11 protein-coding genes are annotated in these 16,328 nt (G+C 70.1%); 10 read left to right on the plus strand and 1 reads right to left on the minus strand.

Annotated features, from left to right (window positions below; all coding sequences use genetic code 11):
• The first annotated feature begins 102 nt into the window (after positions 1–102).
• The 9 genes from rarD (at position 103) to guaA (ending at position 14,856) form a co-directional block, all read left to right on the plus strand.
• Positions 103–1,062 carry an EamA family transporter RarD gene (gene rarD, locus ACFC1J_RS15200; RefSeq protein ID WP_375907780.1) on the plus strand — a complete coding sequence of 320 codons (960 nt, stop codon included), beginning with the start codon at positions 103–105 and terminating at the stop codon, positions 1,060–1,062.
• A 110-nt stretch (positions 1,063–1,172) separates the two neighbouring features.
• On the plus strand, positions 1,173–2,675 hold the full coding sequence (gene guaB, locus ACFC1J_RS15205) for an IMP dehydrogenase (RefSeq protein ID WP_292723242.1): 1,503 nt from the start codon (positions 1,173–1,175) through the stop codon (positions 2,673–2,675).
• Between the two features lie 291 nt (positions 2,676–2,966).
• The gene (locus ACFC1J_RS15210; protein WP_375907784.1) at positions 2,967–3,518 is read left to right on the plus strand and encodes an OsmC family protein; all 552 of its coding nucleotides are present in this window, start codon (positions 2,967–2,969) and stop codon (positions 3,516–3,518) included.
• Between the two features lie 100 nt (positions 3,519–3,618).
• Positions 3,619–5,307, plus strand: coding sequence for an ABC-F family ATP-binding cassette domain-containing protein (locus ACFC1J_RS15215; RefSeq protein ID WP_375907787.1), 1,689 nt, complete (start codon positions 3,619–3,621; stop codon positions 5,305–5,307).
• A gap of 31 nt (positions 5,308–5,338) precedes the next feature.
• A complete protein-coding gene (locus ACFC1J_RS15220; RefSeq protein ID WP_375907790.1) occupies positions 5,339–6,460 on the plus strand; it encodes a GuaB3 family IMP dehydrogenase-related protein in 1,122 nt (373 codons plus the stop codon).
• A gap of 88 nt (positions 6,461–6,548) precedes the next feature.
• On the plus strand, positions 6,549–7,313 hold the full coding sequence (locus tag ACFC1J_RS15225) for an SURF1 family protein (RefSeq protein ID WP_375908379.1): 765 nt from the start codon (positions 6,549–6,551) through the stop codon (positions 7,311–7,313).
• A 276-nt stretch (positions 7,314–7,589) separates the two neighbouring features.
• Positions 7,590–12,596, plus strand: a complete 5,007-nt coding sequence (locus tag ACFC1J_RS15230) for an ExeM/NucH family extracellular endonuclease (protein ID WP_375907793.1) — start codon at positions 7,590–7,592, stop codon at positions 12,594–12,596.
• Between the two features lie 191 nt (positions 12,597–12,787).
• Positions 12,788–13,273, plus strand: a complete 486-nt coding sequence (locus ACFC1J_RS15235) for a DUF3817 domain-containing protein (RefSeq protein WP_375907795.1) — start codon at positions 12,788–12,790, stop codon at positions 13,271–13,273.
• Entirely contained in the window at positions 13,270–14,856 is a 1,587-nt protein-coding gene (gene guaA, locus ACFC1J_RS15240) for a glutamine-hydrolyzing GMP synthase (RefSeq protein WP_375907798.1), read from the plus strand. The genes ACFC1J_RS15235 and guaA overlap by 4 nt, the downstream gene beginning before the upstream one ends.
• A 22-nt stretch (positions 14,857–14,878) precedes the next feature.
• Here the strand turns inward: guaA and ACFC1J_RS15245 are convergent, their stop codons facing one another.
• On the minus strand, positions 14,879–15,475 hold the full coding sequence (locus ACFC1J_RS15245; protein WP_375907801.1) for a flavin reductase family protein: 597 nt from the start codon (positions 15,473–15,475) through the stop codon (positions 14,879–14,881).
• 66 nt (positions 15,476–15,541) lie between these two features.
• On the opposite strand from ACFC1J_RS15245, the gene ACFC1J_RS15250 reads away from it, so the two are divergent.
• The gene (locus ACFC1J_RS15250; RefSeq protein WP_375907803.1) at positions 15,542–16,264 is read left to right on the plus strand and encodes a winged helix-turn-helix domain-containing protein; all 723 of its coding nucleotides are present in this window, start codon (positions 15,542–15,544) and stop codon (positions 16,262–16,264) included.
• The last annotated feature ends 64 nt before the right edge of the window (positions 16,265–16,328 follow it).

The following is a 16,328-nucleotide window of genomic DNA, read 5'->3' on the forward strand; positions in this document are numbered from 1 at the left end:
GTCGTCCCCGTGAGCGGAGGCCAGGGGCTCCGCTCACGGGGACGACTCGGAGGTGGGGGGGCGACAGACCCGAGTGCCGCCGTGCGGCAATAGGGTTGACCGGTGACCACCACCCCGCGCAGTGCCCAGACCGTGGGCGTCGCCTCCGCGATCGGCGCGTATCTGCTGTGGGGCGTGCTGCCGCTGTACTTCCTGCTGCTCCGGCCCACCGAGGGGTGGGAGCTGGTGGCCTGGCGGGTCGCGCTCTCCTTCGTGTTCTGCCTCATCCTGCTGGCGATCACCCGGGGCTGGAAGCCGCTGATGGCGATCGTCGGGCAGCCGCGGCTGCTCGCCCTGACGGCGCTCGCCGGGGTGCTGATCTACATCAACTGGCAGGTGTTCGTCCTCGCGACCCTCAACGGCGAGATCGTCGAGACCAGCCTCGGCTACTTCATCAACCCGATCGGCACCATGCTGCTGGGCGTGTTCGTGCTGAAGGAGAAGCTGCGCCGGCTGCAGTGGGTCGCGATCGGGATCGCGACGATCGCCGTGCTGGTGATCGTCTTCGCCCACGGTACCTTCCCGTGGATCGCGCTGTCGCTGACGGCGTCCTTCGGCATCTACGGACTGGTGAAGAAGAAGATCGGCCCCTCGGTCGACGCCCTGAGCGGCCTCACCCTGGAGTCTTTCTGGCTGCTGCCGGTCGCCGTCGTGCAGTTGATCGCGGTTGGGCTGACGACCGGGATCACGATGGGTGCGAACGGCCCGGTGCATGCGGGCCTGCTCGCCTTCGCGGGCGTCGCCACCGCGGTGCCGCTGCTGCTGTTCGCCGCGGGCACCCGGCGGATCGGACTGACCGTGATCGGCATGATCCAGTTCATCACCCCGATCATGCAGTTCCTCGTGGGCGTGCTCGTGATGCACGAGCCGATGCCGCTCGAGCGCTGGATCGGGTTCGGGATCGTCTGGGTCGCGATCGTCGTGTTCCTGATCGACCTCGCGCTCGCCGCCCGCCGGATGCGCTCCGGCCGCGGGGCGATCGCGGAGCCCGACCCCGGCACCGACACGATCCCCGTGCCCTGACGGACGGCCTCCCTGGAGGTCCGCTCCACAGGGTCTGTTCCTGGGAATACCGCACCCCTGGCGGCGCTTAGAATCGATACACGCGCGCGAGAAGAGGAGCCCCGCAACCCATGGAGCAGCACGACCCGTTCGGCTTTGTCGGATTGACCTACGATGACGTTCTGCTTCTGCCGGGGCATACGGATGTGATCCCGAGCGAGGCGGACACCTCGTCGCGCGTGACGCGCCGCATCTCCGTCGCCACGCCCCTGCTCTCCAGTGCGATGGACACCGTGACCGAGGCGCGCATGGCGATCGCCATGGCGCGCGAGGGCGGCCTGGGCATCCTGCACCGCAACCTGTCGATCGCCGATCAGGCGGCGCAGGTCGACCGCGTCAAGCGCAGTGAGTCCGGCATGATCACGGATCCGATCACGACGACCCCCGACGCGACGATCGCCGAGGTCGACGCGATGTGCGCGAAGTACCGCATCTCCGGCCTGCCCGTGGTCGATCCGGACGGACGCCTGGTCGGCATCGTCACGAACCGCGACATGCGCTTCGTCTCCGGATCCGCCAAGCAGACCACGCTCGCCCGCGACGTGATGACGAGCGAGAACCTCGTGACCGCGCCCGTCGGCGTCGCCGCGGAGCAGGTCATCGCGCTCTTCGCGAAGCACCGCGTGGAGAAGCTCCCGCTCATCGACGACGATGGCAAGCTCGCCGGCCTCATCACGATCAAGGACTTCGACAAGAGCGAGAAGTACCCGCTCGCCACGAAGGACGACCAGGGCCGCCTGCGGGTGGGCGCCGCGATCGGCTTCTTCGGCGACGCCTGGGAGCGCGCAGAGGCGCTGCGCGACAAGGGTGTCGACGTGCTCGTCGTCGACACCGCCAACGGCCAGTCCCAGGGCGTGATCGACCTCGTCAAGCGGCTCAAGGCGGATCCGTCCTTCGCGCACATCGACATCATCGGCGGCAACGTCGCGACCCGCGAGGGCGCGCAGGCGCTCGTCGACGCGGGCGTGGACGCCGTCAAGGTCGGTGTCGGTCCCGGCTCGATCTGCACGACCCGCATCGTCGCCGGTGTCGGCGTCCCGCAGGTGACGGCCGTGTACGAGGCGTCGCTCGCCGCGCGTCCGGCCGGCATCCCGGTCATCGCGGACGGCGGCCTGCAGTACTCCGGCGACATCGCCAAGGCGCTCGTCGCCGGCGCCGACGCCGTGATGCTCGGCTCGCTCCTCGCCGGCACCGAGGAGTCCCCGGGCGAGATCGTGTTCCAGGGCGGCAAGCAGTTCAAGCTGTACCGCGGGATGGGCTCGCTCGGCGCGATGCAGACCCGCGGCAAGCAGACGTCCTACTCGAAGGACCGCTACTTCCAGGCGGACGTGCCCAGCGATGACAAGCTCATCCCCGAGGGCATCGAGGGCCAGGTTCCCTACCGCGGCCCGCTGTCCGCCGTCGCCTACCAGCTCGTCGGCGGCCTGCGCCAGTCGATGTTCTACGTGGGCGCGCGCACGATCGAGGAGCTCAAGACCCGGGGGAAGTTCGTCCGCATCACCGCGGCCGGGCTCAAGGAGTCGCACCCGCACGACGTGCAGATCGTCGTCGAGGCGCCGAACTACAAGCGCTGACCTCTTCTCACGAAGGCCCTGGACCTCTGGGTTCCGGGGCCTTCGGCGTCCCTCACCGACCGCGAGACTCCAACCGGGCGACGAGACTGCACGATTGTCGTGCTGTCTCGTCGCGGAGATGGAGTCTCGCGGAAGGTGCAGCCGTGCGCGGCACGAATCGCACGGTGTCATTCAGCTTCGCCGACCACGTCGGGAGCCTCCCGGAGCGGATCCGCGACGCTGCGTGACGGAAGATGTCCGTCGATGTCGGGCCAGGAGCGCGCGCACCCGGATCCGAATATCGTCGCGCCCATGACTCTCCTCCAGGACCCCATCGCCTCCATCGCCGACGTCACCCCCGAGCAGCGCGCAGAGCGGCTGCAGACCGCCGGCGCCGCGTGGAACGAGCGGATCGCCGCCGACCCCGCGAACGCGCAGCTCACCTACACCGTCACAGGGCGCGGGATCGGATCCGTCGGGACCGAGATTCGCGCCGGCAAGCACCGTTTCCTCGTCGACGAGCCCGCAGGACTCGCCGGTGACGATGCCGCCGCGAGCCCTGTCGAGTACGCACTGGGCGCGCTTGTCTCGTGCCAGGTCGTCGTCTTCCGGCTCTACGCGCAGGCGCTGGGGCTCACGATCGACGACATCGAGATCAGGGCCGAGGGCGACCTCGACGTCCGCAAGCTCTTCGGCATCGACGAGTCCGGCCGGGCCGGCTTCCACGACGTGCGCGTGCGCGTCAGTGTCACCGGCCCGAACACGGCCGAGGAATACGAGCGCCTCCGCACCGTCGTCGAGGAGCACTGCCCGGTGCTCGACCTGTTCGTCAACCCGGTGCCCACGTCCGGCGCGGTGGCCTGACGGACCACGGAACAGCGCCGAGAGCGGACTCCGGCGCTGTTCCTGATAGCCTGGTCGGCTCGCTATCGCGCACACGCGCGCGGGCGGAAGGACCACCACCGTGGGATACATCGATGTCGCCGGCGTCTCGCTCACCCTGCCCGACGGTCGCCCCCTGCTCGACGAGGCCTCGTTCCGCATCGGCGCCGGATCCACGAGCGCCCTGATCGGGCCGAACGGCGCCGGGAAGTCCACGATCCTGCGGATCATCCGCGGCGAGCAGGCACCGGACGCCGGTGTCGTGACGATCGACGGATCCCTCGGCGTGATGGACCAGTTCGTCGGGCACGGCCGCGAAGGGCAGACCGTGCACGAGCTGCTCATCGCGGTCTCGCCCGTGCGCATCAGGTCCACGGCCGAGGCGCTCGAGGCCGCGGAGAACGCGCTCATCGAGGACGACGCCGAGCCCACGCAGATGCGGTACGCGACCGCGATCGCCGAGTACGCGGATGCCGGCGGCTACGAGCACGAGACGGTCTGGGACCAGTGCACGGTCGCCGCCCTCGGCCTCCCGTTCGAGCGCGCGCGGTACCGCGATCTCGCGACGCTCTCGGGAGGCGAGCAGAAGCGGCTCGCGCTCGAGGCGCTGCTGCGGGGACCCGATGACGTGCTGCTGCTCGACGAGCCGGACAACTACCTCGACGTGCCGGGCAAGCGCTGGCTGGAGGAGCGGCTGCGCGAGACGCCGAAGACGGTGCTGCTCGTGTCGCACGACCGCGAGCTGCTCGCCAGAGCGGCCGACCGCATCGTCACGCTCGAGCCGGGAGGCGCGGGGGCGACCGCCTGGGTGCACGGCGGCGGGTTCGCCACCTACCATCAGGCGCGGATCGACCGGATGGACCGGCTCGATGAGCTGCGCCGCCGCTGGGACGAGCAGCACGAGAAGCTGAAGACACTGGTCGCGAACCTCAAGGTCAAGGCATCCGCGAACGACGGCTTCGCCTCGCGCTATCAGGCGGCGCAGACGAGGCTGCGGAAGTTCGAGCAGGCGGGGCCGCCCGAGGAGCGCCCGCCCGCGCAGGACTTCGACATGCGGCTGCGCGGCGCGCGCACGGGCAAGAGGGCGATCGTCTGCACCGACCTCGAGGTGACCGGCCTCATGCGGCCCTTCGACGCCGAGCTCTGGTTCGGCGACCGCGTGGCCGTGCTGGGGTCCAACGGATCCGGCAAGTCGCACTTCCTGCGGCTGCTGGCCCGCGGCGGCAGCGACCCTGACGCGAGTCTCGGACATCTCACGGGCGCGGGGGAGCGGCTCGACGAGGTCGCCCACACCGGCACGGCGGCGCTGGGCGCGCGCGTCGTGCCCGGGCTGTTCGCGCAGACCCACGCGCATCCGGAGTTCCTCGGACGCACGCTGCTCGAGATCCTGCACCGCGGCGACGACCGCAGGGCGGGGATGCCGCGGGATGCGGCCAGCTCGGCGCTGGACCGCTACGGGCTGGTGCGCCAGGCGCAGCAGGAGTTCTCGCAGCTCTCCGGAGGGCAGCAGGCCCGGTTCCAGGTGCTGCTGCTCGAGCTGTCCGGCGCGACCCTGCTGCTGCTCGACGAGCCGACCGACAACCTCGACCTCGAGTCGGCCGAGGCGCTCGAGGACGCGATCGCGCGGTTCGAGGGCACGGTCGTCGCGGTCACGCACGATCGCTGGTTCGCGCGCTCCTTCGACCGCTTCCTCGTGTTCGGCGAGGACGGCGGCGTCTACGAGTCGGGCGCTCCGGTGTGGGACGAGCGCCGCGTCGCCCGCGCCCGCTGAGCCACAGAGGCAACCCGGGTAGGCTGGGTCCGTGACCCAGGAGATCGAGCTCGGCCGAGGCAAGCGCGCGCGCCGCGCATACACGTTCGACGACATCGCGGTGGTGCCCTCGCGGCGCACCCGCAACCCGGAGGACGTGTCCACCGCGTGGACGATCGACGCGTTCCCGTTCGAGATCCCCGTGCTCGGCGCTCCGATGGACTCGGTCATCAGCCCCCGCACGGCCATCATGCTGGGTCAGCTCGGCGGCCTGGGCGTGCTCGACCTCGAGGGCCTGTGGACCCGGTACGAGGATCCGGAGCCGCTGCTCGCAGAGATCGCGGGTCTCGACGAGGCCTCCGCGACCTCGCGCATGCAGGAGCTGTACGCGGAGCCGATCAAGCCCGAGCTGATCAAGGCGCGCCTGGCCGAGATCCGCGACGCCGGAGTCACGGTCGCCGGATCCCTCACGCCGCAGCGCACCCAGGAGCTGTACCAGACCGTCGTCGAGGCGGGCGTCGACCTGTTCGTCATCCGCGGCACGACTGTCTCGGCCGAGCACGTGTCGAGCGTCGCCGAGCCGCTGAACCTCAAGAAGTTCATCTACGACCTCGACGTTCCCGTGATCGTCGGCGGCGCCGCCACGTACACGGCGGCCCTGCACCTCATGCGCACGGGCGCGGCGGGCGTGCTCGTCGGCTTCGGCGGGGGAGCGGCCTCCACCACGCGCGCCACGCTGGGCATCCACGCCCCGATGGCCACCGCCGTCTCCGACGTCGCCGCCGCGCGCCGCGACTACCTCGACGAGTCGGGCGGCCGCTATGTGCACGTGATCGCCGACGGCGGCGTCGGCACCTCGGGCGACATCGTCAAGGCGCTCGCGATGGGTGCCGACGCGGTCATGCTCGGCGTCGCCCTCGCGCGAGCGACCGACGCCCCGGGCCGGGGCTTCCACTGGGGCCCCGAGGCGCACCACCCGAAGCTGCCGCGCGGTCGGCGCGTGGCGGTCGCCGGCGTCGCGACGCTCGAGGAGATCCTGTACGGCCCGGCCCCGGTGGCAGACGGCACCGCCAACCTCATCGGGGCGCTGCGCAAGTCGATGGCGACCACGGGCTACTCCGATCTCAAGGAGTTCCAGCGCGTCGAGGTCGTGCTGTCTCCGTACGAGTCCTGAACGCCCGCCGTTCGTGAACCGTCCCGTGTCGTCTCCGCCGCGCCCCGCCGCCTCCGTCCCGGAGTTCCCGTCGACGCTGCGCGAGGTGATGCTGCGCGGACGCTGGATCGGCATGCTGCTGCTGTGCCTGGTGGTCGCCGGCGTGTTCGCGTGGCTCGGCCAGTGGCAGCTCGGGCGTGCGATCGACACGAACCCGCCTGCGCCCGGCGCCACCGAGAAGGTGCTGCCGATCGATCAGGTCGTGAAGCCGGGCGCCTACCTCGACGGGCCCCTGGTCGGGCAGCGCGCCGAGACCAGCGGATCCTGGGTCCCCGGTGACTTCCTCATCGTCTCGTCGCGCTTCAATGACGGGACGCAGGGCTACTGGGTCACCGGTCAGCTGCGGATCGCCGGCGCGGCCGAGCCCACGTCGCTGGCCGTCGCGATCGGATGGGCCCCCGACGAGAAAGTCGCCGAGGCGGCGGTGCAGCGACTGGAGAAGGCGGCGGACGGATCCGTCCTGACCATCACCGGGCGCCTCATCTCGGACGAGGGCCCCGTCGCGCCACCGCAGGACCAGCCCGCCCGCATGGACCGGATGTCCCCGGCGGCGCTGCTCGGCTTCTGGCACGACACGGCCGAGCTGAACGTCTACCGGCCGTACCTGGCCTCCGCCACCCCGCTCGGCGGCCTCGACACGATCTCCTCGCCGGCACCGGAGGAGCACTCCTCGGTCAACTGGCTGAACATCTTCTACGCCGTCGAGTGGGCGATCTTCGCCGGCTTCGCGTTCTACCTCTGGTACCGACTCGCGAGGGACGCCTGGGAGCGCGAGGTCGAGGAGTTCGAAGAGCGGAACAGCGCCGCGGCCTGAGGCGGACTGCGCCCCGCAGGTGCACTTCTGCGCCTCCGGGAGCTGCACTTCTGAGCACCGGGATCGTCACGCGCGCGCGTTCGCGCGGAGGCATCGTCGCGACCCCAGTGCTCCGTTGGTGACGAGCCGGTGAACACCTTTCAGCCAGTGCATATCTTCCTTGAAGAGCGTCCATAGCCTCGCCTATCGTCGGTGAGGTGTGCGGCTGCCCGAATGCGCCGCGCACCGACGATCCCGACCGGGAGCCGTCGCATCCGTTCCGTGGAGGCAGCGCTGATGAAGTCCGTCCCCGATGGAGAGAACCGCACGGTTCCCTCGTCGTTCCGCAGAAGAGGGGCGCGACTCGGCGCCCTCGCCGCGACCACCGTCGCCGCGCTGAGCTTCGGCTGCCTCGCGGCCGTCCCTGCGTTCGCCGACACGACCGGCACCGGCGTCGTGATCAACGAGGCCTACCTCTCCGGCGGCAGTGCCGGGGCGGCCTACACGAACAAGTTCGTGGAGCTCTACAACCCAACCGACGCCGCGATCGCGCTCGACAACACGTCGATCCAGTACCGCTCCGCGACGGGAACGGGCGCGTCGAGCGGTGTCGTGCCGCTCGCCGGATCCATCCCCGCGCACGGCTACTACCTCGTGCAGGGCGGCAGTAACGGATCCAACGGCGCCGCGCTGCCCACGCCGGATGCGACCGGTGGCTTGAACCCCAGCGGTTCCACGGGCACGATCGCCCTCGTCAAGGGCGCCTCGGCGATCACGCTGCCGACCGGATCCGTCACCGGCGACGCGAATGTGATCGACCTGCTCGGCTACGGCACCTCGAACACGTTCGAGGGCGCGGTCGCGACGGCGCCTGCGGGCAACACCGACGTGAAGTCGCTGAACCGCGCGGGCGGCGCCGACAGCGATGCCAACAACGCGGACTTCGCGCTCTCGGCGGCCATCACTCCCACCAACTCCACGGACAACGGCCCCGGCCCCGAGCCGACCCCGACCCCGACGCCCACCCCGACCGACACCCAGGCTCCCGGCGAGACCAAGACGATCGCCGAAGTCCAGGGCACCGCGGACGCGTCGCCGTTCGTGGATCAGACCGTCACGGTGCAGGGCATCGTGACCGGCGACTTCCGCACCGGCGGGTACAAGGGCATCACGATCCAGACTGCGGGCACCGGCGGCGACACCAAGACCGACGGCGCCTCGGACGGCGTCTTCGTCTACCTCAACGCGCTCGCCCCGGCCGTGGCGCGCGGCGACCTCGTCTCCGTGACCGGCAAGGTGTCGGAGTACTTCGGCCAGACCCAGATCAACCCGGCCGCGGTCGGGGACATCTCCGTCGTGACGGCCGGCGCAGGCGTGCCGCAGCCGGTCGCGCTGCCCGACGGCGTGCGCGGCGCCGACCGCGAGGCGTACGAGAACATGCTCGTCACGCCGACCGGCACCTACAAGCTCGCCTCCAGCCACCAGCTCTACAACTACGGTGCGCTGTGGCTCAACGCGGGCGACAAGCTCAACGTCAAGGCCACCGAGCTCGCCCGGCCCGGTGCCGACGCCGATGCGATCACGGCCGCGAACCGCGCGAACCGGATCCTGCTCGACGACGGCTGGTCCTCGCAGATCGGCAAGGGCGGGCACACCGGCGGCCAGCCGTACTTCACCAAGGACACGGTCGTCCGCAACGGCGACACCGTGAACTTCCCCGCCGAGGGCGAGATCCTGCAGTACGGCTTCGACGACTGGCGCCTGCAGCCCGTGGTGCCGATCTCGGGCACCAGCGACGCGTCGCACAAGCCCACGTTCGGCAGCGAGAACCCGCGCCCTGCCGCACCTCCGGCCGTCGGCGGAGACGTGAAGGTGGCGTCGTTCAACGTCTACAACTTCTTCACCACGCTCTCGAGCGAGGACCCGAACGCCCGCGGCGCCAAGACCGACGCGCAGTTCCAGATCCAGCGCTCGAAGATCGTCTCGGCGATCAACGGCCTGGGCGCCGATGTCGTCGGTCTCATGGAGGTCGAGAACGGACCGAAGTTCGGCCTCGCCCTCGACGCTCCGCTGCAGAACCTCGTGCAGGGACTCAACGACGCGGCCGGATCCGAGGTGTGGGACTACGTCCGCACGCCCGCGGCACTGAACGACCCGTCGATCACCGACGCGATCACGACCGCGATCATCTACAAGAAGGCGTCGGTCACCCTCAAGGGCGACGCGTCGACCGTCATCGACGAGACCGTCTTCGGCAACGCCCGCGAGCCGATCGCGCAGACGTTCCAGACCGCCCAGGGGCGTGTGCTGTCCGTCGTCACGACGCACCTGAAGTCGAAGTCCCCGCCGCAGAACGCGGGTCCGGAGCCGGCCGACGGCCAGGGCTTCTTCAACGCGGACCGTGTCGCGCAGGCCAAGGCCGAGCTCGCGTTCGCGCAGAAGGTGCAGAAGGACTCCGGCAGCGATGACGTCTTCCTCGTCGGAGACTTCAACGCCTACGGCAAGGAGGACCCGATCGAGGTCTTCACCCAGGCCGGGTGGACCGACGTCGAGCCGACGCACGCGGCGGGGCAGTACACGTACTCCTTCGACGGCGAGCTCGGATCCCTCGACCACGTGATCGCGTCGCCGTCCGCGGCGAAGGCCATCACCGGCGCCGGGGTGTGGAACATCAACTCCCCGGAGTGGAGCGACCGCGGCTACGCGTTCGCCGCCACGGAGGCCGGCACTCCGTACCGCTCCAGCGACCACGACCCGATCCTGGTCGGGCTCAAGGGCGCCGCGGATCCGATCGACATCAACGTCGCGACGATCAACGACTTCCACGGACGCATCGAGGCCGACGGCGCCGCCGCCGGTGCCGCGGTCGTCGCCGGGGCGGTCGAGCAGTTCCGGGCGCAGAACCCGAACACGATCTTCGCGGCCGCGGGCGACCTCATCGGCGCCTCCACTTTCACGTCCTTCATCCAGCAGGACAACCCGACGATCGACGCGCTCAACGCGGCCGGTCTCGAGGTGAGCGCGGCGGGCAACCACGAGTTCGACCAGGGCTACGCCGACCTCCGCGACCGGGTCATCCCGCGTGCGGACTGGGAGTACCTGAGCTCGAACGTGTTCCTCACGGCCGACGGCAAGCCGGCTCTCACCCCGTCGTGGGTGAAGGATGTGCAAGGCATCAAGGTGGGCTTCATCGGCGCGGTGACCGAGGATCTTCCGACCCTCGTCTCGCCGGACGGCATGAAGGGCCTCGAGGTGCGGGACATCGCGACCTCGGTGAACCAGGTCGCGCACGCGCTCAAGGACGGCGATCCGTCCAACGGCGAGGCCGATGTGATCATCCTGCTCGTGCACGAGGGCGCGACCACGACCGATGTGGCCAGCATCACCCCCGAGTCGCGTCTGGGCGAGATCGTGAACGGCGTCGACAAGAGCGTCAACGCGATCGTCTCCGCGCACACGCACCTCGCGTACAACCACGTGATCGACGGACGACCTGTGGTCTCCGCCGGTCAGTACGGCGAGAACATGGGCCTGATGGACATCAAGGTCGACCCGACCACGAAGAAGCTGCTCTCGATCACCAACGAGATCAAGCCCCTCACGGTGAACAAGGTTCCGCAGTACCCGGCGGATCCCGACGTGCAGGCGATCGTGGACGCCGCGAAGAAGAAGGCCGACGAGCTCGGCTCGGTCAAGCTCGGCGACATCACCGCCGACTTCAACCGCGCGCGGCAGAGCGACGGCAAGACGGAGAACCGCGGTGGCGAGTCCACCCTGGGCAACTTCGTCGCCGACGTGCAGAAGTGGTCCACGGGCGCGGACTTCGCGGTCATGAACCCGGGCGGCCTGCGCGCCAACCTCACCTACGCGGCGAACGGCGCGGGGGATGCGGACGGCAGCGTGAGCTACCGGGAGGCGGCGACAGTGCAGCCCTTCGCGAACACGCTCATGACGGTGAAGCTCACCGGAGCGCAGGTGAAGCAGGTGCTCGAGCAGCAGTGGCAGCCCGCGGGTTCGGCGCGTCCGTTCCTCAAGCTCGGCGTCTCGAAGGAGCTGACCTACACGTACGACCCGGCCGCCGCGGCGGGGTCGCACATCACGGGCGTCTTCGTGAACGGCGCGCCGATCGACGCGGCCGCGACCTACACGGTGGGGGCGAACGCCTTCCTCGCGGCGGGCGGCGACGCGTTCACCGCGTTCCAGCAGGGCACCGACAAGAAGGACACCGGCAAGGTGGACCTTCAGTCGATGGTCGACTGGTTCGCGACGAACAAGACGGCGTCTCCTGATCTCGCCCAGCGCGCGGTCGGCACGGTGCTCTCCGCTCCCGCCGACGCGTCCGGCTACAAGGCCGGGGAGAGCGTCACGCTGAACCTCAGCTCGCTCGCGTTCACCGCGGGGGAGAAGGCGCCCGGTGACGTCACCGTCTCGCTCGGCGGCACGGATCTGTCCACGGCTCCGGTGAACCCGGCCATGACCCTGGACGCCTTCGACGAAGCGGGCACGGCCACGCTGACGTTCACGATCCCCGAGGGCGTGACCGGCGCGCAGGCGCTGCACGTCGCCGTCGCCGGCACCGGGACCGTGGTGCAGCTGCCGATCACGATCGCCGGATCCGACACCGGGTCCTTCAACGGCACCGTCTCGGTCGGCGCGGCCAAGGTCCTCGCGGGCGAGAAGCTGACGCTGACCGGCCAGGCGTTCGAGCCCGGCGAGACGCTGACGCTGCAGCTGCGCGAGCAGGGCAAGAAGGGCACCGTCATCGACCTCGGCACCGTCGAGGTCGGCGATGACGGCTCGTTCTCCGTGTCGCCGGTGGTGCCGCGCTCGACCAAGGGCGGCGACTACCTGGTCGCCGCGACCCAGGCCGACGGGGACGAGGCGACCGCCGCCGTCACCGTGGTCCGCGGCAAAGGCCAGCTCACGCTCGGCGCCTCCTCGGTCGCTCCGGGCGGCACCCTCACGATCGCGGGCTCGGGCCTTGAGGGGGAGCAGTCCGTCGCGCTCGAGCTGCACTCGACCCCGGTCTCACTGGGCTCGGTGACGACCAACGGGGACGGCGCGTTCTCGACGACCGTCACGATCCCCGCGGGCACCGCCCCCGGTGAGCACCACGTGGTGGCGATCCTGCCGGACGGCTCCCAGCTCACCGCGGCGATCACCGTCGCCGCGGCGGGATCCGGCAACGGCAGCGGTCTCGCACTGACCGGTGCGGACTCGGGCTCGTTCCTGCTCCTCGCCGCGGTGCTGCTCGCACTCGGCCTGGGGCTGATCGTCGCCCGTCGTCGCCTGCGCGCGGAGTGATCCTCCCGCGCTGACCTGCGAAGGCCGTCGGATCCTCGGATCCGGCGGCCTTCGCCGTTCCCAGCCGCCGGGAGTCGTCCGCGGGGCCGGGAATCGCGCACAGGTCCGGCGCCGAGAATGGTGTGCATGCCCTCGGCCGTCGTTTCAGGGGCTCGGGAATCGCGCACAGGTCCGGTGCCTAGAATGGAAGCATGCCCGAACCGAAAGCCGCGAGCTTCCCGGCCATCCGCGGGGCGCTGAAGTTCTACCAGATCGCGTCTGTGATCACCGGCGTCATGCTCCTGCTCCTGGTCGCGGAGATGATCCTCAAGTACACCCCGATCCACCTCGAGCTCTTCGCGGGCGGATCCGGCGGCTTCCTCTGGTTCGCTCCGGTCGTCGAGGGCGTGCACGGCGGCCTCGAGTCCACCGGCAACGGCCTCAACCTCTCGATGGGGATTCTGGTCGCGCACGGTTGGTTCTACGTCGTGTACCTCTTCGCCTGCTTTCGGGTGTGGAGCCTGATGCGCTGGCCGTTCCTCCGCTTCATCATGCTCGCCCTCGGCGGTGTGGTCCCGTTCCTCTCCTTCATCATGGAGACCCGCGTCGCCCGTGAGGTGAAGGCGTATCTCGCCGCGCGGGAAGCCTCCTCCGACCAGACCTCCTCGACCACTCCCGCCACGGAAGGTGCCCGTTGACCGACAACACTCCCGACACCGAGCAGCGCCCCGCGCTCGTCGTCGACTTCGGTGCGCAGTACGCGCAGCTGATCGCCCGCCGCGTCCGCGAGGCCGGCGTCTACAGCGAGATCGTGCCGCACACCGCATCCGCCGCCGAGATCGCGGCGAAGAACCCGGTCGCCCTGATCCTCTCCGGCGGTCCGTCCTCGGTGTACGAGGAGGGCGCGCCTCAGCTCGACCCGGCCGTGTTCGAGCTTGGGGTGCCGACCCTGGGCATCTGCTACGGCTTCCAGTACATGGCGCGCACGCTCGGCGGCGAGGTCGCCAACACGGGCCTGCGCGAGTACGGCGCAACCGATGCGATGATCCCGGTCAACGACTCCACGCTGCTGGGCGGGCAGCCCGCCGAGCAGAACGTGTGGATGAGCCACGGCGACCAGGTCGCCCGCGCGCCCGAGGGCTTCGAGGTGCTCGCCTCGACCGGATCCACCAAGGTCGCCGCCTTCGCGGACGAGGAGCGCAAGCTCTACGGCGTGCAGTGGCACCCCGAAGTGAAGCACTCCGACCACGGCCAGGAGATCATCGAGAACTTCCTGCACAAGGGCGCGGGACTCCCGGCCGACTGGAACAGCGGCAACGTCATCGCCGAGCAGGTCGAGCGCATCCGCGCCCAGGTCGGCGACGCCCGCGTGATCTCTGCGATGTCCGGCGGCGTCGACTCCGCCGTCTCCACCGCGCTCGTGCACAAGGCGATCGGCGACCAGCTCACCGCGGTCTTCGTCGACCACGGTCTGCTCCGCAAGGGCGAGCGCGAGCAGGTCGAGCGCGACTTCGTCGCGGCGACCGGCGTGCGCCTGATCACGGTCGACGCGGAGGACACGTTCCTCGGCCACCTCGCCGGGGTGACGGATCCGGAGACCAAGCGCAAGATCATCGGCCGCGAGTTCATCCGCGCCTTCGAGCAGGTGCAGCGCGACCTCGTCGAGGAGGCCAAGGCCTCGGGGGAGAAGGTCAAGTTCCTCGTGCAGGGCACGCTGTACCCCGACGTGGTCGAGTCCGGTGGCGGTGCGGGCACCGCGAACATCAAGTCGCACCACAACGTGGGCGGCCTGCCCGACGATCTCGACTTCGACCTGATCGAGCCGCTGCGCACCCTGTTCAAGGACGAGGTCCGTGCGATCGGCCGCGAGCTCGGGATCCCCGAGGCGATCGTCGGACGCCAGCCGTTCCCCGGGCCCGGCCTCGGGATCCGCATCATCGGCGAGGTCAACCGCGAGCGTCTCGAGATCCTGCGCGAAGCTGACGCGATCGCCCGCGAGGAGCTGACTCTCGCAGGTCTCGATCAGACCATCTGGCAGTGCCCGGTCGTGCTGCTCGCCGACGTGCGCTCCGTGGGCGTGCAGGGCGACGGCCGCACCTACGGCCACCCGGTTGTGCTGCGCCCGGTGTCGTCCGAGGACGCGATGACGGCCGACTGGACCCGTCTGCCCTACGACGTGCTGGCGAAGATCTCGAACCGCATCACGAACGAGGTGCGCGAGGTCAACCGCGTCGTGCTCGACGTGACCTCGAAGCCGCCGGCAACCATCGAGTGGGAGTGACGCGGTAGCGTCCCTCGCGGCGTTACCGGATGTCAGCGCGGAGGGCGATCCCCCGACGCGCGCCTAGACCGAAGTAGTGGCGGAAGCTGTAGATCAGCGGGTGCCAGTGCGCCGGGTCTATGTGCGACGTTCCGGGCACGGTGATCTCGTCGGAGGCGTGGACGGCGGTGCACCGGGCGTGGACGACGCTGAGCCCGTCCGCCTCGTCGTGGATGGCCGTGACGGTCGCCTCGAGGTGAACCGGCAGCTCTGCGACCCGTGCGGGAGCGACGGTCGTCGACGTCATGCCGGTCCACCCGATCGCGGCGAACTTGTCCGGCTCGAATCGCGTCGTCTCCGGTTTGTCCTCGGGCACAGGGAAGGCGCCGGTGAGTCGTCCGAGACGTTCCACCTCCTGCCAATCCGCGTCGACGGGGAGATTGAGCACGAGCTCCGGACGCGTCCGCAGATTCGCCAGGGTGTGGCTGGAGGTTCCGAGTCCGATCACGAGAAGGTCATCCAGCGCCCAGTACGACGAGATCGGCGCGAGGTTCGTGCTGCGGTCGTCATTGAGCGTGGAGACGACGGCGACCGGGGTGCCGAAGTAGAGCACCTTCGGAGTGATCGTTCGGTGTTGCATACGGCCAAGCCTGCCCGCCTGTCGTTTCGGTCACGGCCGAAGCGTCCAGCGACGATACTGGGTCACATGGACGATCGGGCAAGTGGTGCGGCGCTCGCCGGGGCGGCTCAGGCCCTGGCGCAGGCGAGCCGGGCGACGATGCTGGTGTCCCTGCTGGACGGCCGCGCCTGGACGGTCACCGAGCTGGCGTCGGCCGCCGGGATCGGGAGGCCGACGGCTACGGAGCACGTGCACGTCCTCGTTGATGCGGGTCTCGCCGTGGAGCGGCGGCAGGGCAGGCATCGGTACCTCCGGCTCGCCGACGCGCGTGCGGCATCGATCGTCGAGGAGCTTCTCTCGATGACGTCTCCTCCTCCACCACGGCAGTCGTGGCGTGCTCACACGTCGCGGCAGGCCCTCGACCGAGCACGCGTCTGCTATGACCACCTGGCAGGCAGCCTCGGTGTCGGCATCTTCGATGCGTGCGTGCAGCAGGAGTTTCTGGATTCGGACAAGCGCGCGCTCACCCCGGCCGGAGAAGCCTGGTGCGCATCCCTCGGCATCGACGCCGCTGCGCTCCGCCGGGCCCGTCGCCCTGCGGTCCTGCGGTGCCTGGACTGGACGGAGCGCCGCGACCATCTGGCGGGCGGACTGGGGGCGGCCCTGATGGCCCGCTTCGAGGCCCTGGAGTGGATCACCCGCCGGGCGGGAACCCGCGCCATCGAGGTGACGACCGTCGGACGGGAGGGGATCGAGAGGACGATGCCGCTCGCCTACGACGTGCTCGTTGACGCCTGGCACACCGCCTGAGCCGTCCGCCCTCCCCGCTGCGCTGATCCGCGAGACTGCAACTCCGCGACGAGACTGCGGCCCG

The organism is Microbacterium sp. NPDC056052 (assembly GCF_042266785.1).
Lineage (GTDB): Bacteria > Actinomycetota > Actinomycetes > Actinomycetales > Microbacteriaceae > Microbacterium.